At 62.0% G+C, this 25,472-nt stretch carries 28 protein-coding genes and 1 tRNA gene; 8 read left to right on the forward strand and 21 right to left on the reverse strand.

Annotation, left to right across the window (positions count from 1 at the left end; genetic code table 11):
* Window positions 1-208 precede the first annotated feature (208 nt).
* A complete protein-coding gene (locus AB4Y85_RS14660) occupies window positions 209-1,015 on the forward strand; it encodes an alpha/beta fold hydrolase (RefSeq protein ID WP_441985649.1) in 807 nt (268 codons plus the stop codon).
* A 41-nt stretch (window positions 1,016-1,056) separates the two neighbouring features.
* Entirely contained in the window at window positions 1,057-1,533 is a 477-nt protein-coding gene (locus AB4Y85_RS14665) for an Imm50 family immunity protein (RefSeq protein WP_441985650.1), read from the forward strand.
* Here AB4Y85_RS14665 and AB4Y85_RS14670 read toward each other — a convergent pair.
* From AB4Y85_RS14670 to galE, 4 genes are all read right to left on the reverse strand, one after another.
* Window positions 1,530-2,504: a phosphoribosylaminoimidazolesuccinocarboxamide synthase gene (locus AB4Y85_RS14670; RefSeq protein ID WP_441985782.1), complete on the reverse strand. Its 975-nt coding sequence runs from the start codon at window positions 2,502-2,504 to the stop codon at window positions 1,530-1,532. The genes AB4Y85_RS14665 and AB4Y85_RS14670 overlap by 4 nt on opposite strands.
* Window positions 2,505-2,603: 99 nt before the next feature.
* A complete protein-coding gene (locus AB4Y85_RS14675) occupies window positions 2,604-3,644 on the reverse strand; it encodes a LolA family protein (RefSeq protein ID WP_441985651.1) in 1,041 nt (346 codons plus the stop codon).
* Between the two features lie 169 nt (window positions 3,645-3,813).
* Window positions 3,814-4,341 (reverse strand): DoxX family protein, encoded by a 528-nt coding sequence (locus tag AB4Y85_RS14680; protein ID WP_441985652.1) that lies wholly within the window; start codon window positions 4,339-4,341, stop codon window positions 3,814-3,816.
* Window positions 4,342-4,425: 84 nt separating this feature from the next.
* Entirely contained in the window at window positions 4,426-5,418 is a 993-nt protein-coding gene (gene galE, locus AB4Y85_RS14685; RefSeq protein WP_441985653.1) for a UDP-glucose 4-epimerase GalE, read from the reverse strand.
* 174 nt (window positions 5,419-5,592) lie between these two features.
* Here galE and AB4Y85_RS14690 point away from each other — a divergent pair, with 174 nt between their 5' ends.
* Window positions 5,593-5,904, forward strand: a complete 312-nt coding sequence (locus AB4Y85_RS14690) for a hypothetical protein (RefSeq protein ID WP_441985654.1) — start codon at window positions 5,593-5,595, stop codon at window positions 5,902-5,904.
* A 167-nt stretch (window positions 5,905-6,071) separates the two neighbouring features.
* Here AB4Y85_RS14690 and AB4Y85_RS14695 read toward each other — a convergent pair whose 3' ends face one another.
* From AB4Y85_RS14695 to AB4Y85_RS14735, 9 genes are all read right to left on the reverse strand, one after another.
* Window positions 6,072-6,740 (reverse strand): Fic family protein, encoded by a 669-nt coding sequence (locus AB4Y85_RS14695; RefSeq protein WP_441985655.1) that lies wholly within the window; start codon window positions 6,738-6,740, stop codon window positions 6,072-6,074.
* Window positions 6,740-6,919: a hypothetical protein gene (locus tag AB4Y85_RS14700; protein WP_441985656.1), complete on the reverse strand. Its 180-nt coding sequence runs from the start codon at window positions 6,917-6,919 to the stop codon at window positions 6,740-6,742. Before AB4Y85_RS14700 ends, AB4Y85_RS14695 begins: the two co-directional genes overlap by 1 nt.
* A gap of 221 nt (window positions 6,920-7,140) precedes the next feature.
* A tRNA-Phe gene (locus tag AB4Y85_RS14705) sits at window positions 7,141-7,216 on the reverse strand.
* Between the two features lie 185 nt (window positions 7,217-7,401).
* On the reverse strand, window positions 7,402-7,605 hold the full coding sequence (gene yacG, locus AB4Y85_RS14710) for a DNA gyrase inhibitor YacG (protein ID WP_441985783.1): 204 nt from the start codon (window positions 7,603-7,605) through the stop codon (window positions 7,402-7,404).
* Window positions 7,606-7,626: 21 nt separating this feature from the next.
* Complete coding sequence (locus AB4Y85_RS14715) at window positions 7,627-8,277, reverse strand: Maf-like protein (RefSeq protein ID WP_441985657.1); 651 nt, start codon at window positions 8,275-8,277, stop codon at window positions 7,627-7,629.
* A gap of 107 nt (window positions 8,278-8,384) precedes the next feature.
* Window positions 8,385-9,236 carry a CDP-alcohol phosphatidyltransferase family protein gene (locus AB4Y85_RS14720; protein ID WP_441985658.1) on the reverse strand — a complete coding sequence of 284 codons (852 nt, stop codon included), beginning with the start codon at window positions 9,234-9,236 and terminating at the stop codon, window positions 8,385-8,387.
* A gap of 113 nt (window positions 9,237-9,349) precedes the next feature.
* Complete coding sequence (locus AB4Y85_RS14725) at window positions 9,350-10,051, reverse strand: phosphatidylserine decarboxylase (protein WP_441985659.1); 702 nt, start codon at window positions 10,049-10,051, stop codon at window positions 9,350-9,352.
* 57 nt (window positions 10,052-10,108) lie between these two features.
* On the reverse strand, window positions 10,109-12,022 hold the full coding sequence (locus AB4Y85_RS14730) for an ABCB family ABC transporter ATP-binding protein/permease (protein WP_441985660.1): 1,914 nt from the start codon (window positions 12,020-12,022) through the stop codon (window positions 10,109-10,111).
* 77 nt (window positions 12,023-12,099) lie between these two features.
* Complete coding sequence (locus AB4Y85_RS14735) at window positions 12,100-13,374, reverse strand: LysM peptidoglycan-binding domain-containing protein (protein ID WP_441985661.1); 1,275 nt, start codon at window positions 13,372-13,374, stop codon at window positions 12,100-12,102.
* Window positions 13,375-13,502: 128 nt separating this feature from the next.
* Here AB4Y85_RS14735 and AB4Y85_RS14740 point away from each other — a divergent pair, with 128 nt between their 5' ends.
* On the forward strand, window positions 13,503-14,111 hold the full coding sequence (locus AB4Y85_RS14740) for a TIGR00730 family Rossman fold protein (protein WP_441985662.1): 609 nt from the start codon (window positions 13,503-13,505) through the stop codon (window positions 14,109-14,111).
* A 4-nt stretch (window positions 14,112-14,115) separates the two neighbouring features.
* Here the strand turns inward: AB4Y85_RS14740 and AB4Y85_RS14745 are convergent, their stop codons facing one another.
* From AB4Y85_RS14745 to cysS, 4 genes are all read right to left on the reverse strand, one after another.
* The gene (locus AB4Y85_RS14745; RefSeq protein ID WP_441985663.1) at window positions 14,116-14,565 is read right to left on the reverse strand and encodes a DMT family transporter; all 450 of its coding nucleotides are present in this window, start codon (window positions 14,563-14,565) and stop codon (window positions 14,116-14,118) included.
* A 253-nt stretch (window positions 14,566-14,818) separates the two neighbouring features.
* A complete protein-coding gene (cimA, locus tag AB4Y85_RS14750; RefSeq protein WP_441985664.1) occupies window positions 14,819-16,414 on the reverse strand; it encodes a citramalate synthase in 1,596 nt (531 codons plus the stop codon).
* Window positions 16,411-16,920: a GNAT family N-acetyltransferase gene (locus AB4Y85_RS14755; protein WP_441985665.1), complete on the reverse strand. Its 510-nt coding sequence runs from the start codon at window positions 16,918-16,920 to the stop codon at window positions 16,411-16,413. Before AB4Y85_RS14755 ends, cimA begins: the two co-directional genes overlap by 4 nt.
* Window positions 16,920-18,389, reverse strand: coding sequence for a cysteine--tRNA ligase (cysS, locus tag AB4Y85_RS14760; protein WP_441985666.1), 1,470 nt, complete (start codon window positions 18,387-18,389; stop codon window positions 16,920-16,922). Before cysS ends, AB4Y85_RS14755 begins: the two co-directional genes overlap by 1 nt.
* A 293-nt stretch (window positions 18,390-18,682) precedes the next feature.
* Here cysS and AB4Y85_RS14765 point away from each other — a divergent pair, with 293 nt between their 5' ends.
* Window positions 18,683-19,009 carry a hypothetical protein gene (locus AB4Y85_RS14765; protein WP_441985667.1) on the forward strand — a complete coding sequence of 109 codons (327 nt, stop codon included), beginning with the start codon at window positions 18,683-18,685 and terminating at the stop codon, window positions 19,007-19,009.
* 125 nt (window positions 19,010-19,134) lie between these two features.
* Here the strand turns inward: AB4Y85_RS14765 and AB4Y85_RS14770 are convergent, their stop codons facing one another.
* Together AB4Y85_RS14770 and AB4Y85_RS14775 are read right to left on the reverse strand one after the other, a co-directional pair.
* On the reverse strand, window positions 19,135-19,641 hold the full coding sequence (locus tag AB4Y85_RS14770) for a CreA family protein (protein WP_441985668.1): 507 nt from the start codon (window positions 19,639-19,641) through the stop codon (window positions 19,135-19,137).
* Window positions 19,642-19,702: 61 nt separating this feature from the next.
* Window positions 19,703-20,086: a VOC family protein gene (locus AB4Y85_RS14775; RefSeq protein ID WP_441985669.1), complete on the reverse strand. Its 384-nt coding sequence runs from the start codon at window positions 20,084-20,086 to the stop codon at window positions 19,703-19,705.
* A 153-nt stretch (window positions 20,087-20,239) separates the two neighbouring features.
* Here AB4Y85_RS14775 and AB4Y85_RS14780 point away from each other — a divergent pair, with 153 nt between their 5' ends.
* The 3 genes from AB4Y85_RS14780 (at window position 20,240) to AB4Y85_RS14790 (ending at window position 23,511) form a co-directional block, all read left to right on the forward strand.
* Window positions 20,240-21,364, forward strand: a complete 1,125-nt coding sequence (locus AB4Y85_RS14780) for a DUF2865 domain-containing protein (RefSeq protein ID WP_441985670.1) — start codon at window positions 20,240-20,242, stop codon at window positions 21,362-21,364.
* Window positions 21,365-21,781: 417 nt separating this feature from the next.
* Window positions 21,782-22,753 (forward strand): ABC transporter ATP-binding protein, encoded by a 972-nt coding sequence (locus AB4Y85_RS14785; protein WP_441985671.1) that lies wholly within the window; start codon window positions 21,782-21,784, stop codon window positions 22,751-22,753.
* The gene (locus AB4Y85_RS14790; protein WP_441985672.1) at window positions 22,750-23,511 is read left to right on the forward strand and encodes an ABC transporter permease; all 762 of its coding nucleotides are present in this window, start codon (window positions 22,750-22,752) and stop codon (window positions 23,509-23,511) included. Before AB4Y85_RS14785 ends, AB4Y85_RS14790 begins: the two co-directional genes overlap by 4 nt.
* 9 nt (window positions 23,512-23,520) lie before the next feature.
* On the opposite strand, the gene AB4Y85_RS14795 is transcribed toward AB4Y85_RS14790, so the two are convergent.
* Together AB4Y85_RS14795 and gltX are read right to left on the reverse strand one after the other, a co-directional pair.
* The gene (locus tag AB4Y85_RS14795; RefSeq protein ID WP_441985673.1) at window positions 23,521-23,988 is read right to left on the reverse strand and encodes a GNAT family N-acetyltransferase; all 468 of its coding nucleotides are present in this window, start codon (window positions 23,986-23,988) and stop codon (window positions 23,521-23,523) included.
* A 126-nt stretch (window positions 23,989-24,114) separates the two neighbouring features.
* Window positions 24,115-25,455, reverse strand: coding sequence for a glutamate--tRNA ligase (gltX, locus tag AB4Y85_RS14800; RefSeq protein WP_441985674.1), 1,341 nt, complete (start codon window positions 25,453-25,455; stop codon window positions 24,115-24,117).
* Between the last annotated feature and the right edge of the window lie 17 nt (window positions 25,456-25,472).

Genomic DNA, 25,472 nt, shown 5'->3' on the forward strand with positions numbered 1-25,472 from the left:
GCCCGCCAGCCGCCGCCGCTCTTCCAGCGTCCGCCGGCTCCACAATCTGCCTTGTATCTGCATGTCATCCCGGTGGATGACGTGTGATCGCGCACATCAGGCAGCGATCCTGTCCGGCAGGTTACTTTTCCAAAAACCGACGCAGCATCAATCAGGCCCGAAATGTGCATGCGCCATGGGCCCGCTGCATCAGCGACCGGCAATCGTCATGACGTACCAGACAGGTCTATTCCTGAGCAGGCTTCCCTTCGCGAAGATCGGCTCAGGCCCCAATCCCATCGTCGTCCTCAACGGAGGTCAGGCCTTCGTGCGGCGGCCCAGTCCGGCGCGTATGGAGCGGGACGCGAAACGCATCGCGCGCCTTCTGCCGAAGGGCCGCCCGATCTACATCATGGGCTACGATTCAGCACCGCCTCCGGGCTACAGCATCGACATGATCGTAAGCGACATGGCGACGATCCTGCGCGACGAGATCGGCGCTGCCAGCGTCACGGGTATTTCCTTCGGCGGGTTCGTCGCAACACGCCTCGCGGCGGATCATCCCGATCTCGTGAAGGACCTGATCGTGCTGGTAGGTGCTCATCGTTTCTCGCCCAATGGCCGCCGCAGCATCGACCGGCAGATCGATTGCGCATGGCGTGGCGATTTCGAGGGCTTTCTGGATGAGTTCGGCCTAGTCTTCCGCCGCCCCTGGCTCAACTGGCTGCTGCGCCTGCGCCTCCGGCAGGAGCGGATGAAGCTTCACGAAACGATGAACGATCCCGCCATCATCGTGCGCGGCCTTCACGCCGTCGCGGGCGAGGATTTCGGGCATGATCCCAGCTGGCTGCGCCGCATCCAGGCCCGCACGCTGATCATCGGCGGAACACGCGATCCGTTCTTCGACGTAGAGGCAATGGAAGAAACCGCCCGCCTGATCCCACAGACGCAGCTCAAACTGTTCGACGGCGAGACCCACATGCTGCCTGTCGAGCGAGCTAGGGGCGTGGCGAAGGTGGTGAAGGCGTTTCTTTAATCGGCGACCCTCTGTTACATTGTTTGCAAAGGGAGACGCAGATGCCAAAAGTGGAATTGCCAGATAGCTTTTCCTCCGTGCCGGGCGGCGGCGAGCTGCTGGCATGGTTTGGCTATGTCCCGAACTTCCATGATGCCGAGGTCATTTCACTGCATCTCAATCGCAGCGGAGCCAGCACGCTTAAAGTTCACATTTGGGATGTTACGAGGGACATTCACGATCCGGGACAATTCATCCATGACAAGGACGTCATTGTCACTTTCACGATCGAAGAAATACTCGCGTTAGACCTAGAAGGTTTCAGCCATCAGAATGTCATCTCCGGGCTGGGTTTCAGGAAGATTACGCCCGAAGTCGCCTCATTCAACATGCGATGGCTTCGGCCACTCCAGCCGCAGCCCGATATTTTCGAGATCACTCTTGAGCCCTGCTTTGGGATGTCCGGCATGATTCAAGCGCGCCGAGTCAGCATTACGCTGACACCCGGCAAGCCTGAGGACACGATCCACAACGCCTAGAAATACCGAGCCAGATTTCCGCGAATGCGGTCCAGCACCGGCACGTTCGCATCCGGCAGCGCGAAGGGCTGCCCGGTAATGCGCTCATAGGCGTCGATATAGACCTTCGAGGTCTCCAGGATCACATCGGCCGGGATCGGCGGGATATCGTCATTGTAGGGATCGCAGCGGGCGATGACCCAGCTGCGCACGAAATCCTTGTCGAAGCTGTCGGGCCTCTCGCCCGCCTCGAAGCGTTTTCCGTAGCTCTCGGCAAACCAGTAGCGGCTGCTGTCCGGCGTGTGTATCTCGTCGGCGATCATGATGCGGCCGCTCTCATCGATACCGAACTCGTATTTCGTATCGACGAGAATGAGTCCCCTCGCCGCTGCCATCTCGCGGCCCTTGGCGAAGAGCGCGAGCGCATAATCCGTGACAATCTTCCACTGCTCTGCGCTGAGCAGGCCCTGCGAGACGATCTCGGCGGATGTCAGCGGCTCGTCATGGCCGCCGTCGAAGGCTTTCGAGGTCGGCGTGATGATGGTGTGCGGAAGCTTCTGGTTGTCGCGCAGGCCGTCCGGCAGCGTAATGCCGTACATTTCGCGTTGCCCTGCCTTGTAGAGCGACAGGATCGAGGTGCTGGTCGTGCCGGCAAGATAGTCGCGCACCACCACCTCGACCGGCAGGATCGTCAGCTTCTTGCACACAGCCACATTAGGGTCGGGATATTCGACGATGTGGTTGGGGCAGATATCGGCGGTCGCCTCGAACCAGAAACGCGCCGTCTGGGTCAGCACCTGACCTTTAAGCGGAATGGCCGCGAGGTTGCGGTCGAAGGCGCTGATGCGGTCGGAGGCGATGATGATCCGCCGTCCATCCGGCAGATCGTAATTGTCGCGCACCTTGCCCCGGTAATGGTTGGGCAGCTCGGGGATCGTCGCGTCCTCGAGCACGTAACCGGCGTAACGGTTTAGGGCTGCCTGATCCACCATGCTCACCTGCCACGGATGTTCGTTGCCGCCTCTCCAGGGAGGCATGCCGGACTTCTAGACGGAATTCAGAGGCAGGCCAGAGGTTTTTTCGCGCAGTCCTCAGTTGGAGGCGGCGCTGGCGTTCCGCTTCTGCACCACATTGAGGCCGGACAGGGTGACTGAGGTCTCGTAGCCCTGGCTGTCCACGATGATCCATTGGCGCAGGGCATTCGCCCGGCTGTCGAAGCGCAAGGTTATCTTCGAGGTGCCGCCCAAGGTCGCGCTATCGTCGAAACGCACGGTCACCATGCCATCGCGACCGACCTGAACATCCTGCACCTTGGTATCGCGGGCAAGGTCCACATTCTCCTGAAGCAGGAACTTCAGGGGCGTCTGACCGACGGGATAGACGTCATTCGTGCCGAGCTTCTTGTCGCGGATCGCCACGTTGCGGCCGTCGGACACGATCTCGAGCGTGCTCGGCGGCGCATAGGCGAAATGTAGCTGTCCCGGACGGCGCACGGAGAGCGTGCCCTCCACCTGCTGGCCGTTGGGGTTCTTCTGCACGAAATAGGCCGACAGCTGATCGATGGCGTTGAAATAGGAGTTCACCCGGTCGAGCGCTGCCGCGGGCGAAGTCGGGTTGGGCGGAGAAGTCGGCGTCGGCGGGGCGGAGGGTGCTGCGACCGAGGTCACGGCGGGAGCGGCCTGAGCGGGAGTTGCGCGAGCGGGCTTCGGCGCCTCGACAGCCTTGGACTTCTCGATTGCCGGAGCGGCTGCGGGCTCGCTCACGGCACGTGCGGGAGTGGGAGCAGTGGGAGCAGGAGCGGCGGGCTTGGCCTGTTGGGTTGCCGGAGCTGCCGGTTTGGGAGCGGCCACAGGCTTCGGCGCGGGCTGCTGAACTGTCTGGGGCTTCGGAGCAGCGGCAGGCTTGGGCGTCGGCTGGGCTGTCGTACGTGGCTGCGGCGCTGCCGGTGCAGGCTGCGGCTCGGGCGCGGCCTGCGGGGCCGGCTCCGACGTCGGCTGGGCCTGGTTGGACTTGAAGATGCCGTCCAGAAAGCGCGTCACGGGGTCAGTGTTCCGCTGCTGAGCTGCGGCGGGAGCGGCGCAGGCAAGAGCGACGGAAAGACCGAGGATGCAACGCAATGACAATTTGAGCATGGCTCGACTGCAAACCTGAGAAACACACGGGCCTGCCCCGGGCAGAGCATGGCCGGTGCGCCTTATGGCTTCGATAAGAGGCTTAATGAAGGCAGGACCTTGCAGGCGAAAGCGAGTCGTGTCCAGGCACTTAGCCGAAGCCTTTCACGGGTTTAGCGAGCTAACCCGTTCAGGCGGCATCCCTGAATTCGTCCTCGTCATCCATGTCGCGCACCGGAGCAGGCTTGGGCTTCGGAGCACGCGGCTTCGACTGGCGCTTCTTCTTGGCGGGCTTCGCGGGCGCCGCCATGCCGCGCCACCAGGCCTGCCAGCTCCAGGCGCCGGGACCGGTAAGCGCATAGAACAAGAGCCCGGCGAGAACACCGAGATTGGCGAGGAACAGGGCCTGCTCGGTGGCCCTGGTAAGCCCGCCGTAATCCCAGAACCGATGCAGGGCGCCGGTGGTGATCGTCAGCGAGGCGATGAGGGCGACAGCGCTCAGGCGCGGCGCGAGGCCGAGGATCAGCGCGAGGGGGCCGAAGATCTCGGCGAGCACGATGATTGTTGCCACAACATCCCCGTAAGGAATGCCCTTCATGGTCAACGCCGCCGCAAAGCCCGAGATGTTGGAAAGCCGCATGATCGCGGCAGGCAGGAAGCAGGCCGCCAGCAGAAGCCGGTTCAGCAGCAGAATTCCATTGGTTGCCCCCATGCCCATGCGTCAGCCCCTCTTTCTTGTCAGCACTTGCAGGGAATCACCCCTGCCCCTCGCGTATTTGACGGAGAGGTTCTTAATCATCCCTCAAAGCTTCAGATTTCTCTCCCGCAGCATGCTCTCCCAGCGCAGCGTATGCTCGACGATGGTGGCGAGATCGTCGTATCGGGGCTCCCATTGGAGCTTTGAGCGGATCCGCGTCGAATCCGCCACGATGGTCGAGGGATCACCTTCGCGACGGGAGGCATGGCGGGCTTGGAGAGGACGGCCCGACACCTTGCGCACCGTATCGATGACCTCCGACACGGAATAGCCGTGGCCATAGCCGCAATTCACCACCAGGCTCTCGCCGCCGCTTTGAAGATGTTCGAGGGCCTGCATATGCGCGGCGATCAGGTCGGTGACATGGATGTAGTCCCGGATACAGGTGCCGTCGGGCGTGGGGTAATCCGCGCCGTAGACCTCCATGTGAGGGCGCATGCCGAGCGCCGTCTGCACGGCGACCTTGATGAGATGGGTCGCATTCGCTGTGGACTGCCCATGGCGCATGGCGGGATCGGCACCGGCCACGTTGAAGTAGCGCAATGTCACGAAGCGCATGCCATGGGCCTTCGCCACGTCGCGCAGCATGACTTCGGTGAGCTGCTTCGAGCTGCCATATGGCGAGAGAGGCGCAAGGGGTGCATCCTCCGCGAGCGGCTTGTCGGATGCATCGCCATAAACGGCTGCTGTCGAGGAAAAGACGAAGGTCTTGATGCCCGCAGCTACGGCAGCGGCCAGGAGCGAACGGCTCTTCACCGTATTGTTGAGGTAATAGCCCAGCGGATCGCGCATCGATTCCGGCACCACGAGTTTGGCCGCGAAATGCACGATGGCGTCGATCCTGTGGGCTTGAAGCGTCTGGAGGACGAGTTCGTAATCGCCCACATCGCCCACCACGAGCGGCACGCCATCCGGCACGGACCAGCGGAATCCCGTAGAGAGATTGTCGAAGACCACGGGCTTGTCCCCCGCATCGAGCAGCGCCAGCACCATGTGGCCGCCGATATAACCAGCCCCACCCGTTACGAGCACATTCATGGCATCCCTCAATAAGTTGGCGCATCGTTGCGCCGAAAAACCGGTGGCCACTTTTTCGCACGATACGCTGGGGCCATTCTTATTTATCCATGCATACGGGATCAGCTCTGGATTTCCAGTCCAACCTGCTGCCAATACCGTTAGAGTACCCGGTCAAGAATGAGAGGATGCCCGATGAGCGAACGCACGGAATATTGGTGGGTCCGCCATGAATCCGAAATTCAGCCGGCCGAGGTCGGTTTCGTCGGCGGCATTCCCGTGCGCTTTAAATTCATCGGGATGGCAGGAAGCATTCCGGCGGAATCGGCGGAGCTGATCGAGCGCCTGCCCATACCCCCAGCCTCCCTCTTCCAAGCCCGTCCGGTACCGACCGCGGCGGCACCGCAAACTGACAAGAAAAAGGGCTCCTGGCTCTGGCTGATCGGCATCCTGCTGCTGATCCTCGTGGCCCAATGCTCAGGCCAGATCTTCGACATGATCAAGTGACCGACTTTTTTGCTTACTTGGCTCAGCACGACGATGCGCTAAAGCTGCGGAAAGATCGTTCAAGCGTGCCAGGTGGCAAAGATCAGGATAGCAGGAAAGAATGAAAAAGGTGAGAATTAGGTAAACCTAGATCGAAGCACGAATGGATCGAAAGCGCTCCGAAAATTTTAATTGTTTGTGCAGCTCTCTCCTGCTGCCTCCCTCGTTGCATTGAGCAGTTGCCGCGCAAGCATTTGCTCAAGCATCTCCTCAAGAGCAGACACATCCACCTTTCGTGCATCCAACCATGCGTCATCCGCCTTCTCCAAAGCGTTGTAGTATGGATCTTTATCGCCTGCGATCTGGTCTGGAATAGTTGGAGTTCCTGGGAGAATGCTATCTAGTTTGATGCTGGTGACGACGTAGGAGATAGCCCGAGAGGTGCGACCATTCCCGTCTGCAAAGGGATGGATCCAATTCAGCTTCCAAAGCACATACGCTCCCAGATGGGTTGCGCTTCTAGAATTCCAATTTTCATTCACATAGCTGCAGAGGTCTTGAACCTCATCTGAAACCATGAAGGCTTCGGGCGGATTGTGTCGGCTACCACCAATCGCCACCGGTGTGTTTCGGAATGTACCAGCGAAGCTGTGAATTCCTTTAAGAGCCGCTTCATTAAGCTGAAGTATAACGCCACTACGGAGACGGAACGGGCGCTCAGGATCCTTCACATGGACTCGGATGATTTCCAAGGCCATGTTGAATTGCCTAATTCCGTTCTCTGCCTCTCTACGAGCTCTCTCTTCTTCATCTGTGATGAGTTCAGGGATCTGCGCGTGGCTATGCCGATCAGTCATCAGTTCTTCTGCTCAGCTTCCAGCTTCTGATCAATCTCGGCAACCATCTCGCGGGTGATACGCTCGTTCTCAATATGGGTATTACCATAGACGAAGCTGCGGCGCTGCTCACGAACCTCACTCGGGCTCATCTCAACCTTGCGGGCCTTTTCAATCAACATTTGGAGTTCTTCACTCATCTGCCTCTCCCAAGACTCATTTTCAATACGGTATCGGACAACGGACAAGCTAGCTAGCTGTTCCTAAATGACTCGTCACTAAGCTTGGCCTTATATGACGAATTTTTCCTCTGCCTAATCGGAGAACGGCTATTGACCGGCGTGGTAAAACGTCTGGCAAAATCCGAAGCGGCACTGATAAGCCATCAAGCTTCAAATTCTTCACATGTGAGGAGAAAAAATGGTGCCCAGGGACGGAATCGAACCGCCGACACTGCGATTTTCAGTCGCATGCTCTACCAACTGAGCTACCTGGGCATCCGACGCGCGGCGAAGCCTTGCGCGTCGTGGAGGGGTGTATAGTCAGACCTGAGCCGCCTGTCTAGCGGTTTGGGGGACAAAAATTTGAGGAAAGTTTCCGGGTTTGCTTTTATGTCCCCTGGAAGCGGCTCAGGCTGTTAGCACGCCGCCCTTCGATGGCCGTGGTATATGCCACGGATGAGCTAACGATCTTCCTGATCGCCCTCGTCCCTGTCCTCGGCGCCCTCGACGGCCGGGATGGCGTAGTTGCCGGAAAGCCAGCGATTCAGGTCCACGTCGGCGCAGCGCTTGGAGCAGAAGGGCTTGAACTCCTCCTTCACCGGCTTGCCGCAGATCGGGCATTTGCCCAAGGATGCCAGGGGATTGTTCTCGTTGGCGGGATCCATCATGCCCTCTTCTCTCTGGAATCAGGCAGCATCGAGCCAGCTGGAGCGCACGGGGAAGCCTTCCCCGTCGAGCAGGGCCACACTCTCGTAAAGCGGCAGACCGACCACGTTGGTGTAGGAACCCACGAGCTTGACCACGAAGGTGCCGGCGAGGCCTTGGATTGCGTAGCCGCCCGCCTTGCCGCGCCATTCGCCGGAGGCAAGATAGCGCTCGAATTCATCGCGGGAGAGACGCTTGAAGCGCACCCGGGTTTCCACGAACTTCTCGCGGAACGCATCCTTGGGGGTGACCAGGCAGATCGAGGTGTAGACCCGGTGAGCGCGCCCGGAAAGGAGCCGCAGGCAGCCGGCAGCCTCGTCCACTACTTCGGCCTTGGGCAGGATGCGCCCGCCCGCCACCACCACGGTGTCGGCGGAGAGGATATAGGAATCCTTCAAATCGTCCCGGTTGCGAGCGGTCTTGCGGGCCACCTCGGCCTTGGCGCGGGAGAGGCGCTTGGCCAGATCCTTCGGACTCTCGTTCTTCAGAGGCGTCTCGTCCATATCGGCCGGCAGCAGGGCATCGGGCTCGATCCCAGCCTGTTGCAGCAGCGCCAGCCTGCGGGGCGATGCGGAAGCCAGAATGAGCTTCGGACGCGGGCTGGAATTCGACACCTCGGAAGACGACGCCACTTTGTTCTCCACGCTCAAGGGCCTTGAGGCCCTGCACGAATTTTATTCTTGGTTTTATTCTTGGGCCGCTTAAGCCCGGTCACAACATGGCACGGAGGCTGCGTGAATCAAGCGGTCGGCGGCTCGTCACCCAAAGGCGGCTGAGGCTGGACGCCTGCTATCGCCTGATCCGCCCGTTCGAGCTTGCGATAGCGCATCACGCCGACAGGGATTGTCGCCAGGAAGATCACGGTGCCCAGCGCCAGCATCTCGAAGGGGAAGCTGAGCAGCAGGCCGAACGCCGCCACCGAGATCACGAAGATCGGCAGCACCCAGTGGCGCGGTACATATTTGCCCATAGTCTTGCCCGAATAGGTCGGGACGGTGGAAACCATCAGGAGCGCGATGCCGACCACGTAGATCAGGATGACCGGAGCCACCGAGGAATCCTGGATCGAGACGCCCAGGAAGGACAGGTAGAGCGGCAGCAGGGCACACATGGCGCCCATGGGGGCCGCCATGCCCACGAAGTAGTTCTTCTTCCACTCCGCGCGGTTCGGATCGTCGATCATCACGTTGAAGCGGGCGAGCCTCAGCGCCGCCGCGATGGCGAGCACAAGGGCGCCGATCCAGCCGACAGAACGCAGCTCGTGCAGGACGAAGCTGTAAAGGATGAGGGCTGGCGTCACGCCGAAATTCAGGAAGTCGGCCAGGGAATCGAGCTCCGCGCCGAAGCGCGAGGTTCCCTTCAGGAGCCGCGCGATGCGCCCGTCCACCCCGTCGAGCATCGCCGCCACGATCACCGCCAGCACTGCATGCTCGTAGCGGCCTTCGAAGGCGAGACGGATCGCCCAGAGCCCCAGGCACAGGGCGATCAGGGTGATGATATTGGGGGCGATCATGCGGAACGGAACCGGCTTGAAGATCCGCTTGCGCGACTCGTCCGGGTCCGGGGCGAAGGGTGGGAAAAGATCACTCATGGCGCAAATCTAGGGGGAGCCTTCTTGGCGGGCAAGCAGAGCTGGGCGGTTTGCCCACTGATGAGAAGAGCAAACCGCTGTGGACAGTTCCACGAATGGCCGGAAAAGAACCCCTAGCCTACCCGATACTGCCGGGCCGGCTCGTTGGCGGTCAGGTCAGCCAGCACCGTCTCGCCTGCTACCGCCGTCTGGCCGAGGCCCACGAGGAGCTGAGCGTTCATGGGCACATAGATGTCGAGGCGGGAGCCGAAGCGGATGAGGCCGAAGCGCTCGCCGGTGCTCAGCTGCTCGCCCACCTTCACGAAGGACACGATACGGCGCGCCACGAGTCCCGCGATCTGCACGACACCGATCTTGGTGCCTGCCGTCTCGATGACGAGGGCATTGCGCTCGTTGTCCTCGCTCGCCTTGTCCAGCTCAGCATTGAGGAACAGGCCCGGCGTATAGAGGATCTGGAGAATGCGGCCGGCGACCGGCGAGCGGTTCACGTGGCAGTCGAACACGTTCATGAACACCGAGATGCGGGTCATCGGCTCTGGCGGCAGGTCGAGCTCCGCCGGGGGCACGGCGGTGGTGATGAGGTTCACGCGTCCGTCGGCAGGCGAAATCACGAGGCCCTCGCGGACCGGGGTCACGCGCGGCGGATCGCGGAAGAAGTAGCAGACCCAGACGGTCAGGATGGCGCCGATCCAGCCCAGCGGGGACCACAGCCACGCCAGGACGACGGTCGCAAACAGCGCGATCAGGATGAAGGGATACCCCTCCTTGTGGATCGGGACGAGGATGCGGCGCATCGATGCCAGGATGTCGTTCATGCTTTTTGAAACCTTAACGAATGTTAGGCAACCGGATGGCAGGAGAGAGCGCTCGCGTCAACCTGCCACGCCTTCCTTGGTCCGTTCTGCCTCCTCGGTCCGCTTGAGGGTCTCTCGCGCCTCATCGGCCTCGCGCTGGCGGTTCCACATGGCGGCATAGACCCCGTTCTGGTCCAGAAGCGAGTTGTGGTTGCCCCGCTCGACCACCCTGCCCTGATCGAGCACGATGATCTCGTCGGCTCCGATCACGGTGGAGAGCCTGTGAGCAATCACGAGCGTGGTGCGGCCACGGCTGACCCGGTCGAGGGCGTCCTGGATCTCCTTTTCCGTGAAGGTGTCCAGCGCCGAGGTCGCCTCGTCGAGCACCAGGATCGGCGGCGCTTTCAGGATCGTGCGGGCAATCGCCACCCGCTGCTTCTCGCCGCCAGAGAGCTTCAAACCACGCTCGCCCACGGGCGTGTCGTAGCCTTCCGGCAGGAGGGCGATGAAGCGGTCGATCTGCGCGAGGGTTGCCGCCTCCCGCACCTCTTCGGGCGTCGCATCCCAGCGGCCGTACTGGACGTTGTAGCCAATGGTATCGTTGAACAGCACCGTATCCTGCGGGACCATGCCGATGACCTTGCGCAAGGATGCCTGCTGCACATCTGAGATGTTCTGCCCGTCGATGAGGATGCGGCCGCTGGTGGGCTCGTAGAACCGGAACAGCAGGCGCGAGATGGTGGACTTGCCCGCACCCGACGGCCCGACGATCGCGACCGTGTGGCCTGCCGGCACCTCAAAGGTCACGCCTTTCAGAATCGGGCGCTCGGGGACGTAGGAGAAATGCACATTCTCGAAGCGCACGACCGCTTGGCTGACGTCGAGAGGCTGCGCCCCCGGCTTGTCCTCGATCTCCGGATTGCGCTCGATGATCTCGAACATGTCGTCGATGTCGATGAGCGCCTGTTTGATCTCGCGATAGAGCATGCCCATGAAGTTCAGCGGAATGTAGAGCTGCACCAGCATCGCGTTTACCAGCACGAAGCTGCCGATGGAGGCGCGCCCGGCCATGATGTCCGTTGCGGCGAGCACCATCACCACGGCCATGCCAATGGAGAAGATGACCGCCTGACCGGCATTGAGCACGGCGAGCGACGTATAGGTCTGGGTGGATGCTTTTTCGTAGCGCTCCATGGAGCGGTCGTAGCGCGATGTCTCGCGGCGCTCGGCGCCGAAATACTTCACGGTCTCGTAGTTCAGCAGCGAGTCGACAGCCTTGGTGTTGGCCTCCGTGTCGGAATCGTTCATCTGCTTGCGGATCGAGATCCGCCACTGCGTCGCCTTGTAGGTATAGGTGAGGTAGACGACCACCATCGCGAAGACGACGGCGGAATAGAGCCAGTTGAACTCCCAGGCGAGAAGCCCGAGCACCAGCACGAATTCGAAAATGGTGGGGAGGAGCGTCAGCACCACGAGGCGCGACAATTCCTCGATGCCTTCACGCCCACGCTCGAGCACGCGGGTGAGGCCGCCGGTCTTGCGCTCGAGATGGAAGCGCAGGGAAAGGCGGTGCATGTGCTCGAAGGTCTGGAGCGCGAGGTTGCGCACCGCGTGCATGGCGACCTTGGCGAAAAGGCCGTCGCGCACCTGGGTGAGCACCGCCATGAGAATGCGCGTGATGCCATAGATGATCGTCAGCAGGATCGGCGCGCGCCAGATCCATGAGCCGTCTGTGGCCGCGGCCTCGGTGGCCTGGCTTGCTCCGCCCGTCGCGGCCACCAGCGCGTCCGTCGCCCATTTGAAGGCGAACGGCGTCACCATGGTCACGCCCTTGGCCACGAGCAGTAGGCCGAACGCCAGGAAGACCCGTCGTTGCAGGTCCTTCCGGCCATGGGGCCACAGATAGGGCCAGAGCTTCGACCAGGTATCGGCCAAGCCGCCCGGCTTGCGCGGGGCTGCGCTCTTTGCGGGAACGGCAGTTTTGGGGGGCATCGTCACAGAATCCGAATGTAGCGTCGGACCTCGATATAAGCGATGCCGGCGCCGAATTCACCCTGCCAAGAGACGGATCAGTTCGTCTTTTGGTCCTGATTCGCGGGCAGAACGAACACCTGACCCGGATAAATCAGGTTAGGATTGCGAATCTGGTCCTGGTTGGCGCCATAGATCACCGTGTAGCGCAGGCCCTGGCCGTAGATGCGCTGGCTGATGCGCCAGAGGTTGTCGCCGCGGGACACGATGGCCGTGTTGATATTCGGGATCACGACTGTGCCGGCTGCCGCGACTTGGGCCTCGGGCACCGGCTTGGCTGCATCCTGAGGCGCAGATGCAGGGGCCTCGGGCTCGGCGGAGGCCACCTGCGCCGGCACGTTAAAGCCGACCTCGGCGCGGGATTTCACCTGGCCGGAAACCGGGTCCACATCGTCGAGGCGAATACGGTAGTCGCCCGGTCGCACGCCGCTGCCGATGGAGAAGGACAGTTTGCCGTCCCCGCCCGCGCTGCCGGGGGCGATCATGCTCTCGTTGAGGTACAGGCGAACCGTCGCGCCCGGAGCCGCCTGGCCGGAGACGAAGAGTTTCCCGTCTTCCGATTCGACGGTCACGATCTTGATTTCGGCCCGGGGGGCGGGCTGCGCAGGTGCGGGCGCGGGAGGCGTTGCACCTGCCTGTTGCTGCGGTGCGGGCTGGGCCGCGGGCTCGCTCGGCTTCGGTTCGGCCACCTTATCAGCCCCTTGGGGCTCTGGCGCCTTGGGCTGCTCCGCGACCTTGGGCTCGGGAGGCTCCGGGTTGGAGAGGAGCACGGTGGGCTGGTCCGGCGAGGCCAGGGTCACGAGGGGGCGCGTTCCGCCCGTGTCGATCACCACCGTCACGGTCTGGGGCGAGCGCTGGCGGACGCCATCGGGTGCGATGGATTGCAGCATCACTTGATGCGAGCCCGGCGGCAGGGCCGGCGGGACGATGGCGAACAGGCCCGAAGCATCGGCCACGGCGCGCGCATGGACCTGATCGCCCCGCAGAAGCTCGATCGTCGCACCCGGAGCTGCGCGCCCGGCGATGACGCTCTCGCCGTTGGGCTCCACGCGGACCAGATCGAAGGACGGCGCGATGGGCCCATCCTTGGGCTTCGCCTCGGCCTTCGGCGCGAGCGGCTTCTCCGCAGCAGTGGATTTCTGTTCGGCCTGCGCGGGCTGCTGCACCGCCAAGGGGGGAGAATTGCTTGCTTTCGTGGGCTCGGAAGGGCTGGGCCAAGCCCAATACAGGGTCCCGACAAGCACGGCCACGACACCGGCCGCGACGGCGCCGATGATGGCAATGGTTCCCCTGTTTTCAATCGGCTGCGCCATAATGCTTTTTCTCAACCGGGCACTTTCGTCCATTTAAGCCGTTTATCTTTCAAATGGCTACGGCCATAAAGGAAGAATAAATGTTGTATGATTCAGCGCGGGAGGCACCCCGCCTCCCCGAAATGAAAATGTCAGCGACCAAGCCTATCAAATCCATTTGCGTCTATTGCGGCTCCGGCTTCGGAGACGATCCCGTTTTCGCTGAAAATGCGGCGTCATTGGGCCGGTCCATGGCGGAACAGGGAATCAACCTCGTCTATGGTGGCGGCAATGTGGGCCTCATGGGCACCGTTGCCCAGTCCGTTCTCGACCATGGCGGTTATGTCACAGGCATTATCCCGGACTTTCTGAAATCCCGCGAGCGCCTGCTCGACGAGGTGCAGGAAACCATCGTCGTGCCAGACATGCACACCCGCAAACGCCTGATGTTCGAGAAGGCCGACGCCTTCGTGGCCATGCCAGGCGGCATCGGCACACTGGAAGAGCTCGTGGAGCAGATGACCTGGTCGCAGCTTGGCCGCCACACCAAGCCGATCCTGATGCTGAGCACCAAAGGTTTCTGGAAGCCGCTTCTGACGCTGATCGCCCATATGCGGGACCAGGGGTTCATCCGCCCGGGGCTCGAGCTGAACTATCTCGTAGCCGAGCGGGTCGAGGACGTTATTCCGATGGTCGAAGCCGCCGCGCGGCGGGTCGGCATCGTCGAGAACGCAGACCTGATCGAGACGAAGTTCTGAGGACTTATCCTGCGCGGGAGAGAACCAACCCGCCCAGGATCATGCCCGCCGCCACGAGCCGTTGCCATGTGATTGGCTGCACCGGCAGACCGAAAGCACCGATGGCATCGAGGATGAGCGCTGCGGCGACCTGGCCGAAGATCAGCGCCGCGACCGTGCTCACCACACCGAGCTGCGGCACGCCCCAGATCACCACCGCCACGTAAAACGCACCCAGCAATCCACCGAGCCAGGACCACCAGGGCGCCGCGGCAACCGCGCCGCCCGACGGCCATCCTCCGCGATAAACGCTGACCACGGCGAGCACCAGAAAGCCGATGCCGAACGAGATGCAGGCAGCGAGGGTGGGATCGCCGAGGGAGCGCGCGAGCGCAGCGTTGATGGGCGCTTGAGAGGCGAGGAAAACGCCGCCTAGAAAAATTCCGGCGAGGGGCAGGAGGAGCGAGGGGTTCATGGGTTGTCCAGTAAGCGAATGATCTTGGGCCGGCGCCAATCATAGCCCTCATCCTGAGCGTCTAGCCGATGAAGCGCCGGCAGCCCTCCTCCCCCTTGTGGGAGGAGTTGGAGGTGGGGGTGGCGGCGATAGTTTATCAAAGTTTGCGCTAACACCCCCACCCTGGCCCTCCCCACAAGGGGGGAGGGAAACTCGCGCTACACTTTGATATCTCAGACTCTCAGGATGAGATCAGAGTACTTTGGCTCGGAATCTACAGTGTCGCCCCACCCTTCAACAACTTGTAGAGCATCGAATCCGTCAGCGCCTGGAAGGAAGCATCGATGATATTGGGCGAGACGCCGATGGTGGTCCAGCGCTCTCCCGATCCGTCGGTGAACTCTATCAGAACGCGCGTCACGGCGTCCGAACCGCCCTGGTAGATGCGCACCTTATAATCCACCAGCTCCAGGTCCTGGATCAGGTTCTGGTACTTGCCGAGATCCTTGCGAAGGGCCACGTCGAGCGCGTTCACCGGGCCGTTGCCTTCGGCGGCGGAGATGAGGATCTCGTCGCCGACGCGCACCTTCACGATGGCTTCCGATGCGGTGACGAGTTCACCCACCGCGTTGAAGCGGCGCTCCACATTGACCGAGAAACGCTCCACGTCGAAGAAGGCCGGCACCTCGCCGAGCATGCGCTTGACGAGCACGTAGAACGAAGCGTCCGCGCCCTCGAAAGCGAAGCCTTCCGATTCCTTGCGCTTCACTTCGTCGAGCACGCGCGCGATGCGCGGGTCGCCCTTTTCGAGTGCGAGTCCGCAGCGCTTCAGTTCCGCGAGGATGTTCGACTGACCGCCCTGGTCGGAGACCAGAACCTTGCGCGCATTGCCGACGATTTCCGGCTCCACATGCTCGTAGGTACGCGGGTCTTTCAGAACGGCGGAGGCATGAATGCCCGCTTTCGTCGCAAACGCGCTCGCGCCGACGAACGGCGCATGGCGGTTCGGCTGACGGTTGAGGATTTCATCGACCTGGCGCGACACATGCGTGAGATCGCCCAACGCTTCATCGGAAACACCGACCTCGAAGCGTGAGGCAAACGTATCCTTCAGCTTCAGCGCGCCGATGATCGTGACGAGATTGGCATTGCCGCAGCGCTCGCCGAGGCCGTTGAGCGTGCCCTGGATATGGCGGGCACCTGCCTCGACAGCAGCGAGCGAATTCGCGACCGCGCAACCGCAATCGTCATGGGTATGAACGCCCAGATGATCGCCTGGCACCACCTTCGTGACGATCCTGACAATCTCGGCGACCTCGTGAGGCAGAGTGCCGCCATTGGTGTCGCACATCACCACCCAGCGCGCGCCGGCCTCATAGGCGGTGCGGGTACAAGCGAGCGCGAAATCGGGATTGGCCTTGTAGCCGTCGAAGAAATGCTCGCAATCGACGATCACCTCACGCCCCTTGGCGCGGGCGGCCTCCACGCTGTCGCGGATGCCGACGAGGTTTTGCTCCAGCGTCGTCTCAAGGGCCACATGGACATGGTAGTCCCAGGCCTTCGCGACGAAGCAGATGGCATCGGCCTCAGCCTCGAGAAGCGCGGAGACGCCGGGATCGTTCGACACGGAGCGCCCTGCCCGCTTCGTCATGCCGAAAGCGGTGAACTTGGCGTTCTTCGTGCGCTTTTCGGAGAAGAAGGTGGTGTCGAGCGGGTTGGCGCCGGGATAGCCACCTTCCACATAATCGATACCGAGCCGGTCGAGCAGCACGGCAATGGCCCGCTTGTCCTCAAGCGAAAAGTCCACGCCCGTGGTCTGCGCGCCGTCGCGCAGGGTCGTGTCGAACAGATAGACGCGCTCGCGGCTCATGATGAGAACTTCCTATCTTCCTCTGCCGTGAGGCGCTTTTCCATCGTGGTGTTGGCAAGCCATTCGTCGCCAAGGGAAATCGTGTTCCTGCGCTGAGCCTGGAAGCCGCGCTGCTCGAAGAATGGCCGCGCGGTGTCGCTCGCATCGGTGGTCAGGCGCGTGGCGCCGCGTGCAGCAGCCAGCTTCTCGACGGCGTCATAGAGCATTGCGCCGATCCCCTGTCCTGCCACGCCGGGATGGACATACAGAAAGTCCACGTGCTCGTTGTCTTTAAGCGTGATGAAGCCAATCGGCACGCCCTCCATCGTCGCGAGCAGGGTCAGGCCCTCGGCGACACGCTTTGCGAAGCTCTCGTCATCGGCCTTTGCGGCCCAGGCTTCCCGTTGCGCCCCGCTGTAATCGTCCTCCGCCAGCTCCATGACGCTGGCCTGATAGATCTCGACGAGCGTTTGGAGATCATCGGGAAGGAAGGGACGCAGCCCCGGTTTCGGCAATGACTGTCCCATCAGCGTGCAACTTCCCATGTGGTCGTGCCGTCCTTGTTGTCCTTCACGACGACTTTCAGCGCCGCAAGCTCATCACGGATGCGGTCGGATTCGGACCAGTTCTTGGCGGCTCGCGCCTCCTTGCGGGCGGCGATCAGGGCCTCGACATGTGCGGGATCGACGCAGAGCGAGGCTCGCTTGCGCGCCTTCCATGCATCGACGCCCTCAAGCAGAAAGCCGAGCGCGCGCAGGTTCGCGCCGAGCTCATCGTGAGCGCCGTGACTGTCCAGGGCATGAAGCTCCGCTAGCATCTTCGGCGTGTTGAGATCGTCTGCGAGCGCCTCGACGACCTGAGCGGAGAAAGCCGCGTGCGTACCGTGTCCGGCATAATCGTACCAGCGGTCGAGTATCCTCGTGCTTTCCTCCAGGCCAGCCGCCGTCCAGTCGATGGGCTGGCGATAATGCGTGCGCAGCATGTTGAAGCGCAGCACCTCGCCCGGCCAATCCTTGAGCAGGTCATGGATGGTGAAGAAGTTGCCGAGGGACTTCGACATCTTCTCGCTTTCCACCTGCAGGAAGCCGTTATGCATCCAGACATTGGCCATGCGCGGCGCATTGAACGCGCAGCAGCTCTGCGCAATCTCGTTTTCATGGTGCGGGAACACGAGGTCGATGCCGCCGCCATGAATGTCGAAAATCTCGCGTTCTTTCGGATTGTCGCAGCTGAGCCGCGTTTCGAATGCCTGGATCAGGTGCTTCCACGACATGGCCGAGCACTCGATATGCCAGCCGGGACGGCCCGGTGTCTTGATGCCCGCAGGCGATTCCCAGGAAGGGTCCTTTGGCCCGGACGGTTTCCAGAGCACGAAATCCATCGCATCGCGCTTGTAGGGCGCCACGTCCACCCGTGCGCCTGACAACAACTCGTCGAGCGACCGCTTGGAAAAGGCGCCGTATTTCGGCACGCCGGACAGCTTCTGCATCTCGGAGACGCTGAAGAGCACATGCTCCTCGGCCACATAGGCGATGCCGCGCGCGATCAGCCGCTCGATGATCATCCGCATCTCGGCGATATGCTCGGTGGCTCTCGGCTCGACGAAGCTCGGAGGCATTCCGGGCCGGTTCACGTCCTCGGGCATCAGCACGCCGAGTGCGCGGATATCCGCGTGGAACTGGTCCTCGGTCTTGCGGGTCACCTCGCGGATCGCCTCGTTATGCGGCAGGCCCGGATAATCCCTTGCGGCGCGGGCGTTAATCTTGTCGTCGACATCCGTAATATTGCGCACATACGTAACGGCAGCTTCGCCGTAGATTGCTCTCAACAGACGGAAAAGAAGATCGAAGACGATGATGGGGCGGGCGTTGCCGATATGGGCGTAGTCGTAAACCGTGGGTCCGCAGACGTAGAGGCGCACGTTTGCAGAATCGATCGGGACGAAGACGTCCTTCGACCGGGTCAACGTGTTGTAGAGTTTCAACTGAGGCGCCATGAAACCAAGTCCTTGTCTGGCCACGAGGCCGGAGGTTGGTTTCATTCCTGAAATGAGAACGAGACGGCTCCAGCCAGCGTGTGCGCTAGCCGCAAATAATCCCGGAAATGAGGATCGTTGCCGTGTTCATGAAAGCATCAATGCCCTGTCAGCCAAAGGACGTCAAGGTTCCCATGCTGGAGAGCATAGTTTCTTTGCACGAACGCAAGCAACGGGATTTAAGCATACTCGTTAGAGCTTTATTCACAGGCAATCGTGACAATACATCACGAGTTCAATCGATGAGGTCTTCCATGCGCCGCGCATATACCATGCTCGGGTTGGGTACAGCCGTGTTCTTCACTGCCGCTTCCCTGACGCTCCTTCCCAACGGCACCCAGGCCTCGTCGTCCCAGGCCACCTTCATGGTCCCCGCCGCCGACGGCTACGGCGTCGCGGAATGCCTGATTTCAAGCCACGCCTGTGGCCAAGTTGTGGCAAATACCTGGTGTGAAGCGCAGGGCTACGTGAAGGCCGTCTCGTTCCGCCAGATCGAGGCCGACGAGGTGACAGGCTCCATCCAGAAAGCTTCGATGACGACCGGCGAGCATCGCCCGGTTTCGATCACCTGCTCGAACTGAGCATTTATCCCTCTTCCGTCATGGCCGGGCTTGTCCCGGCCATCCCGATCCGAAAAGCGCTGTGCTTCAACCCATCGGGATCACCGGCACAAGGCCGGTGATGACGTGCAGACTATCTGCACCCCTCACTTGTTCAGCCATTCCCCACATTTCGGCGGAACCTCGGTACCCCAGGGCATCAGCGGCACGGTCGACGTCGAGTTCTTGGGCGAGCCTTCGATGGGCCGGTCGGAATAGACCATGTAGACCAGGGTGTTGCGCTTTGCGTCGCAGCCTCGGACGATCTGCATCTTCTTGAAGATGAGCGACCGGCGCTCGCTGAACACCACGTCTCCCTGCCCGAACCGCTGCTTGATCTTTACCGGCCCCACCTGGCGGCAGGATAGCGAGATGTCCGAGACCTCCTCGGCCACGCCGAAGGTACCCGAAATGCCGCCGCGCTCAGGGGTAGTGTAATGGCAGGCCACGCCCTCGACGAGCGGGTCGTCGATGCCGTAGACCGCGAGCTTGTCGTCCGGTGTCAGGGCGCGCCAGACGGTGGATTTCTTGAAGATCAGATCCGGCTCCTGCGCAGCGGCGCCGGAGGCCGCGCCCAGCACGAGGGCCAGAGCCAGAGCGATACGAGCAAGCATGTCGTTTAAATCTCCCACTGTTACGCTGTCATGTGGGGACGCTCAGCCGTTTTGGCGAGATCTATTCCGCATGGTGGCTGCAGATGCAGATCTTATTGCCGTCGAGATCGCGAAAATAGGCTCCGTAATAATTCCGGTGGTAATAGGGCCTTAGGCCCGGCCCGCCCTCATCCGCCCCGCCCTGCTCCAGAGCCGCCGCATGGCAGGCATCCACAAGCGCGCGGCGCGAGGCCAGGAGGGCAACCATCGATCCGTTGCCAACGGAAGGCTCGCCTCCGTCGAAGGGCTGCACCACGAGGAATTGCGGCCGCCCTCCAGGCAGGCCATACCCGACCATCCCGTCGCCCTCGAAACGGACTTCGAGGCCAAGGGGCGAAAGCACCACGTCGTAGAAGGCCTTGGCCCTGGCGAGGTCATTTGCCCCGATGGTCGTATGGGAGTACATGCAGAATCTCGATCCGGAATCGCTTCTAACGGGAAAGCTATTGGGCTTCCTTAAGGGCGGGCAAGGCATTAATCACAATAGGGTCAAATTCCGACGGCACATGACCAACCTGGCAATGACGCCTTCTGACGATCCGGTTCTGCGATACGCTTGATGACAAAGACATCTCTCCTCCGCTCCCTCGTCGCCGTGATGGCCTTTATGGTCGCCGGCGAAGCCGCCTTGGCCCAGTCGCCGGAATGCCAGCGCTTCCGCGCGGAGCTGGCGAGCCTCGACCGCAGCCGGGGTGGAGCGCCGACCGGCCAGATGCAGGCCCAGCGGGCTGAGATTTCCCGCCTTGCCCGGTATTATTCCTCCATCGGCTGCGAGCGTGGCCCCTTGGGCTTCTTCTCGGGCCCGGCTCCGGCCGAGTGCCCCGCCATCGCGCAGCAGATCCGCCAGCTGGAAGCCGGCTATGCCCGCCTCGCCGCCCAATCTGTCGACCAAGGGGATGTCGAGCTCCGCCGCCGCCAGCTTCAGGCCGCCGTCCAGCAGACCTGCTCCACCGACCAGCCGCGCGGCTTCTTCGAGTCGCTTTTCGGACCGCCGCGCAATCAGCAGCCCCAGCAGCAGATCATGCCGGAAGGCCAGCCCATCATTGCCGATGAGGGCCACCGTTCCATGGGCGGCGGCCGCCTGATCTGCGTGAAATCCTGCGACGGCTCGTTCTTCCCGCTCACCACACCTCCGGGCGGCGGGCAGAGCGCGGACGAGATGTGCCAGGCCCTCTGCCCCGGCACGGAAACTACCGCCTTCGCCTATCCCGGCGGCGACGACGGCCTTTCCCGCGCAGCATCGCTGGCAACCGATAAGCCCTACACCTCGCTCGCCAACGCCTTCAAATTCCGCAAGAACTTCGACGAGAGCTGCGCCTGCAAGAAGCAGGACGAGAGCTGGGCCGTGGTTCTGCGGAAGGCGGAAAGCATGCTCGATCAGCGCAAGGGCGACGTGATCGTAAGTGCCGAGAAGGCGGAGGAGCTGTCCCGTCCGAAGGCCGTCCAGGCCCGCAAGGCCGCCGAGAAGAAGGCGGACGAGGAAGAGAAGGCCGCCGCCGAGATCGCCGCCGCCGCCCCGACCGCGAGCAAGGAATCCGCCGGCATCGGCCCGCAATCCATCGAGAACACCACCGTCGTGGGCCAGAACGAGGGCGCACAGCGCGAGATGGAATCCACGACCGGCAAGAAGACGGTGCGCGTGATCGCACCCGACGTGATCCCGGTGCCGACGACGCAGAATTGAAGCACGCAGTTCTCGCTGTAATCGCAATATGGCCGGGCTCGTCCCGGCCATTTCTTTTTCGCCGGCAATCCACCTTCAAGCTGAGTGCCTTCCTCGTAAAGCACCGACCAACTCTCCTCCCCCACAAGCCTCGGGCTTGCCCGAGACTTGTCTTTGCTTGCCGCAAGTCGGGAACACCCGACTTGCGGTGGGGAGGAGTTGGAGGTGGGGGTGGCGGCGAAACCTCTGAAGGTCCGGCGCCGCCACCCCCACCCTGGCCCTCCCCACAAGGGGGAGGGAAACTCGCGCATAGCCTTTTCAGGCTAGACACTGAAGAGGTCGCGCAGCGCTGTATTAGTATGACGAGTTAGGAAGCCGCGAGAAGGAGATGCCTATAACCCGGAGGTACTCAGTCACGTTTTGTGCTATCAGGCGCGCATGAAACCTCTCGATTCTCAGAGACTTCCCCTGTCTCCCGCCATGTCCGACCCGATCATCAAAGTGTCTGGCGTGAGCAAGACCTATGCGACGGGCTTCCAGGCTCTTCGGCAAGTCGATCTGGACATCCGGCGCGGCGAGATCTTCGCGCTGCTCGGCCCCAACGGCGCCGGCAAGACGACGCTGATCAGCATCATCTGCGGCATCGTCAATCCGAGCACCGGAACGGTGATCGCGGACGGGCACGACATCGTGCGCGACTACCACCCTGCCCGCACCAAGATCGGCCTCGTTCCGCAGGAACTCACCACGGATGCCTTCGAGAGCGTATGGGCGACGGTGAGCTTCAGTCGGGGCCTGTTCGGCAAGCCCGCGAACCCGGCCTATATCGAGAAGATCCTGAAGGACCTTTCTCTCTGGGAGAAGAGGGACTCGAAGATCATGGCGCTTTCCGGCGGCATGAAGCGCCGCGTGATGATCGCCAAAGCCCTCTCGCACGAGCCGAACATTCTCTTCCTCGACGAGCCCACCGCCGGCGTCGACGTGGAGCTGCGCCGTGACATGTGGAACATGGTGCGCCAACTTCGCGAGAACGGCGTCACCATCATCCTCACCACGCATTACATCGAGGAAGCCGAGGAGATGGCGGACCGCATCGGCGTGATCCGCAAGGGTGAAATCATCCTGGTCGAGGACAAGGACGTGCTGATGCAGAAGCTCGGCAAGAAGCAGCTGACCCTGCATCTGCAAAGCCCGCTCGCCGCCCTGCCCGCCGCTCTGCAATCGGAACATCTGCAGCTTTCCGAGGATGGGCAGGACCTCACTTTCACTTTCGATACGCAGACCGAAGAGACCGGCATCGCCACGCTCCTGCGTAGGCTCAACGAGCACGGCATCGATTTCAAGGATCTGCACACCTCCGAGTCCTCGCTGGAGGACATCTTCGTCAGCCTGGTGAGGGAACGCGCGTGAATATCTACGGCATCAAGGCCATCTACCTCTTCGAGATGGCGCGCACCTGGCGCACGCTGATGCAGAGCATCGCTTCGCCGGTCATCTCAACATCGCTGTATTTCATCGTCTTCGGCTCGGCCATCGGCTCACGCATGGCCAGCATCGACGGCGTGAGCTACGGCGCCTTCATCGTGCCGGGCCTCATCATGCTCTCGCTCCTCACGGAGAGCATTTCCAATGCGTCCTTCGGCATCTACATGCCGAAATTCTCAGGCACGATCTATGAAATCCTCTCCGCGCCGATTTCGGCCATGGAGACGGTGATCGGCTATGTGGGCGCGGCCGCCACGAAGTCGGTGATCATCGGCGCGATCATTCTCGTCACCGCGCGCCTGTTCGTGGATTTCTCCATCCAGCATCCCGTGTGGATGATAGCCTTCCTGGTGCTGACCTCCGTCACCTTCAGCCTCTTCGGCTTCATCATCGGCATCTGGGCCGACAGCTTCCAGAAGCTTCAGGTCATCCCGCTGATGATCGTGACGCCGCTCGCCTTTCTCGGCGGCAGCTTCTACTCCATCAACATGCTTCCGCCCTTCTGGCAGAAAATCGCCCTGTTCAATCCGGTGGTTTATCTCGTCAGCGGCTTCCGCTGGAGCTTCTACGGCGTCGCGGACGTGGATGTGGGCCTGAGCCTCGGCATGACGTTCCTGTTCATGCTGATCTGCCTCACCGCCGTCTGGTGGATCTTCAGGACGGGCTACAAGATCAAGGCGTAGCGAAACCACTTAGGACGGGATGCCGCCGAGTTCCTTCTTCAGGAAGACTCGGCGAAACCCGTCCTGCTCGGAACGGTCGTATTCTGACCAGCCGAGCTTGGCGTAGACCGCTAGGTTTTCGTGCATCAGCTCGTTCGTATAGAGCCGCATTTCCCCAAACCCGCGCTGCCGGGCCTGCGTCTCGGCATGGGCGAGAAGCTTCGTTCCTAAGCCGCGGCCCTGATGGGCTGGCGAGACGGCAACGTTGCTGACAAGCAGATGATCAGCCTCTAATTTGAGGATCATCAGACCGACTACATCGCCATCGAGTTCGAGAACCCAGACATCGCCCTCATCGACAAGCTGCCTGTAATCCGCATTCATCGGAGCAGGCGGCTTGCCGATCCGCTCGATGTATTTGCTGTAGGCGTTTCGGACCAATGTCTCGATTGCCGGAACGTCCTCGTGGAGAGCGGCTCGCAGATTTGGGTCGGACATATGCGATTTCCATCCCTCCGACCGTCATCACCGGCCTTGTGCCGGTGATCCCGTTTGATTTAAACGGCGCACTTTTCCAATCGGGATGGCCGGGACAAGCCCGGCCATGACGGAAGAGCCTGAAGCTTAACCCGCCTGCCCCGCGAGCCGCATCTTCGCACGATCCGGCCCGATCAGCGGCAGAAGCGCGCCGAGTTCAGGACCATGGTCGAGGCCGGTAAGCGCGAGGCGCAGCGGCATGAACAAAGCCTTGCCCTTCACACCGGTTTTTGTCTTCACCGCTTCCGTCCAGGCTTTCCAGGTGGCCGTATCCCAGGGCGCTGCAGGCAACACTTCGGTCGCAGCGTCGATGAAGGCGCGATCCTCGATGACGGGCGTCACCGGACCGCGCACGACCTTTGCCCATTCCACCGCATCCTGAACCTTGGTGAGGTTCCCGCGCACGGCGTTCCAGAAAGCCTCGCCCGCATCCGCATCGAGGGCGCCCAGCCGCTCGCGAGCGACCGCATAGGGCATCTCATGGATGAGGCGCGCGTTCAGGTGCTCCAGCTCGCTCTCGTCGAATTTCGCGGGCGCGCGGGAGATGTGGGAGAAGTCGATAAGCCCCGCGAGTTCGTTCAGATCCGCAATCGGCCGAACCGATTCCGCCGAACCGACGAGCACCGCCAGCGATGCCACCGCCTGAGGTTCCAACCCCGCATCGCGCAGGCCCTTCACCGAGAGATGGCCAAGACGCTTCGACAGCCCCTCGCCGCTCGCGGTGATCAGCAGGCTATGGTGCGCAAAGGTCGGGATAGCCGCGCCGAGCGCCTCGAAAATCTGGATCTGCACCGCCGTGTTGGTGACGTGGTCCTCGCCGCGGATCACATGGGTAATCTTGAGCTCGATATCGTCCACCACGGAGGGCAGCGTGTAGAGGTACGTTCCGTCCTCGCGCACCAGCACCGGATCGGAGAGCGAGCTGCAATCCACGTGGCAATCGCCGCGTACGAGGTCCTTCCACGCCACGTTCACCGGGTTGAGACGGAAGCGCCAATGGGGCTTGCGCCCCTCGGCTTCGAGCTTTGCCTTGTCCTCGTCGGTGAGTTTCAAGGCCGCGCGGTCGTAGATCGGCGGCATGCCGCGCGCGAGCTGGCGCTTGCGGCGGAATTCCAGCTCCTCCGACGTCTCGTAGCAGGCATAAAGCCGCCCAAGGGTTTTCAGACGCTCGGCCGCCGCATCGTAGAGCGCGAACCGCTCCGACTGCCTGACGATCACATCCGGCGCGATGCCGAGCCATTGGAGATCGGTCTCGATGGAATCCGCATATTCCTGCTTCGAGCGCGCGAGATCGGTATCGTCGAAGCGCAGGATGAAGGTGCCCCCTTCCCGACGTGCGAAGAGCGCGTTGAGCAGGGCCACGCGGGTATTGCCGATATGGATGTTCCCGGTCGGAGACGGGGCGAAGCGTACGATTGGCTTGGACATGTGAATGCTATGGCGAA

Origin of the sequence: Microvirga sp. 2YAF29 (assembly GCF_052114605.1) — a bacterium.
Lineage (GTDB): Bacteria > Pseudomonadota > Alphaproteobacteria > Rhizobiales > Beijerinckiaceae > Microvirga.

Bases quoted from the DNA above. Each gene is read 5' to 3' on its own strand.
- AB4Y85_RS14725 (WP_441985659.1), bottom strand. From the start codon at position 10,051: ATGAACGACATCCTGGCATCGATGCGCCGCATCCTCGTCCCGATCCAC.
- AB4Y85_RS14745 (WP_441985663.1), bottom strand. From the start codon at position 14,565: ATGAACCCCTCGCTCCTCCTGCCCCTCGCCGGAATTTTTCTAGGCGGC.
- gltX (WP_441985674.1), bottom strand. From the start codon at position 25,455: ATGTCCAAGCCAATCGTACGCTTCGCCCCGTCTCCGACCGGGAACATC.
- AB4Y85_RS14680 (WP_441985652.1), bottom strand. From the start codon at position 4,341: ATGGGCATGGGGGCAACCAATGGAATTCTGCTGCTGAACCGGCTTCTG.
- cimA (WP_441985664.1), bottom strand. From the start codon at position 16,414: ATGAGCCGCGAGCGCGTCTATCTGTTCGACACGACCCTGCGCGACGGC.
- AB4Y85_RS14695 (WP_441985655.1), bottom strand. From the start codon at position 6,740: ATGACTGATCGGCATAGCCACGCGCAGATCCCTGAACTCATCACAGAT.
- AB4Y85_RS14670 (WP_441985782.1), bottom strand. From the start codon at position 2,504: ATGGTGGATCAGGCAGCCCTAAACCGTTACGCCGGTTACGTGCTCGAG.
- AB4Y85_RS14785 (WP_441985671.1), top strand. From the start codon at position 21,782: ATGAAACCTCTCGATTCTCAGAGACTTCCCCTGTCTCCCGCCATGTCC.
- AB4Y85_RS14755 (WP_441985665.1), bottom strand. From the start codon at position 16,920: ATGGGACAGTCATTGCCGAAACCGGGGCTGCGTCCCTTCCTTCCCGAT.
- AB4Y85_RS14690 (WP_441985654.1), top strand. From the start codon at position 5,593: ATGAGCGAACGCACGGAATATTGGTGGGTCCGCCATGAATCCGAAATT.
- AB4Y85_RS14765 (WP_441985667.1), top strand. From the start codon at position 18,683: ATGCGCCGCGCATATACCATGCTCGGGTTGGGTACAGCCGTGTTCTTC.
- AB4Y85_RS14795 (WP_441985673.1), bottom strand. From the start codon at position 23,988: ATGTCCGACCCAAATCTGCGAGCCGCTCTCCACGAGGACGTTCCGGCA.
- galE (WP_441985653.1), bottom strand. From the start codon at position 5,418: ATGAATGTGCTCGTAACGGGTGGGGCTGGTTATATCGGCGGCCACATG.
- AB4Y85_RS14675 (WP_441985651.1), bottom strand. From the start codon at position 3,644: ATGCTCAAATTGTCATTGCGTTGCATCCTCGGTCTTTCCGTCGCTCTT.
- AB4Y85_RS14770 (WP_441985668.1), bottom strand. From the start codon at position 19,641: ATGCTTGCTCGTATCGCTCTGGCTCTGGCCCTCGTGCTGGGCGCGGCC.
- cysS (WP_441985666.1), bottom strand. From the start codon at position 18,389: ATGGCGCCTCAGTTGAAACTCTACAACACGTTGACCCGGTCGAAGGAC.
- AB4Y85_RS14700 (WP_441985656.1), bottom strand. From the start codon at position 6,919: ATGAGTGAAGAACTCCAAATGTTGATTGAAAAGGCCCGCAAGGTTGAG.
- AB4Y85_RS14775 (WP_441985669.1), bottom strand. From the start codon at position 20,086: ATGTACTCCCATACGACCATCGGGGCAAATGACCTCGCCAGGGCCAAG.
- AB4Y85_RS14780 (WP_441985670.1), top strand. From the start codon at position 20,240: ATGACAAAGACATCTCTCCTCCGCTCCCTCGTCGCCGTGATGGCCTTT.
- AB4Y85_RS14735 (WP_441985661.1), bottom strand. From the start codon at position 13,374: ATGGCGCAGCCGATTGAAAACAGGGGAACCATTGCCATCATCGGCGCC.
- AB4Y85_RS14720 (WP_441985658.1), bottom strand. From the start codon at position 9,236: ATGAGTGATCTTTTCCCACCCTTCGCCCCGGACCCGGACGAGTCGCGC.
- yacG (WP_441985783.1), bottom strand. From the start codon at position 7,605: ATGGATCCCGCCAACGAGAACAATCCCCTGGCATCCTTGGGCAAATGC.
- AB4Y85_RS14740 (WP_441985662.1), top strand. From the start codon at position 13,503: ATGTCAGCGACCAAGCCTATCAAATCCATTTGCGTCTATTGCGGCTCC.
- AB4Y85_RS14665 (WP_441985650.1), top strand. From the start codon at position 1,057: ATGCCAAAAGTGGAATTGCCAGATAGCTTTTCCTCCGTGCCGGGCGGC.
- AB4Y85_RS14730 (WP_441985660.1), bottom strand. From the start codon at position 12,022: ATGCCCCCCAAAACTGCCGTTCCCGCAAAGAGCGCAGCCCCGCGCAAG.
- AB4Y85_RS14660 (WP_441985649.1), top strand. From the start codon at position 209: ATGACGTACCAGACAGGTCTATTCCTGAGCAGGCTTCCCTTCGCGAAG.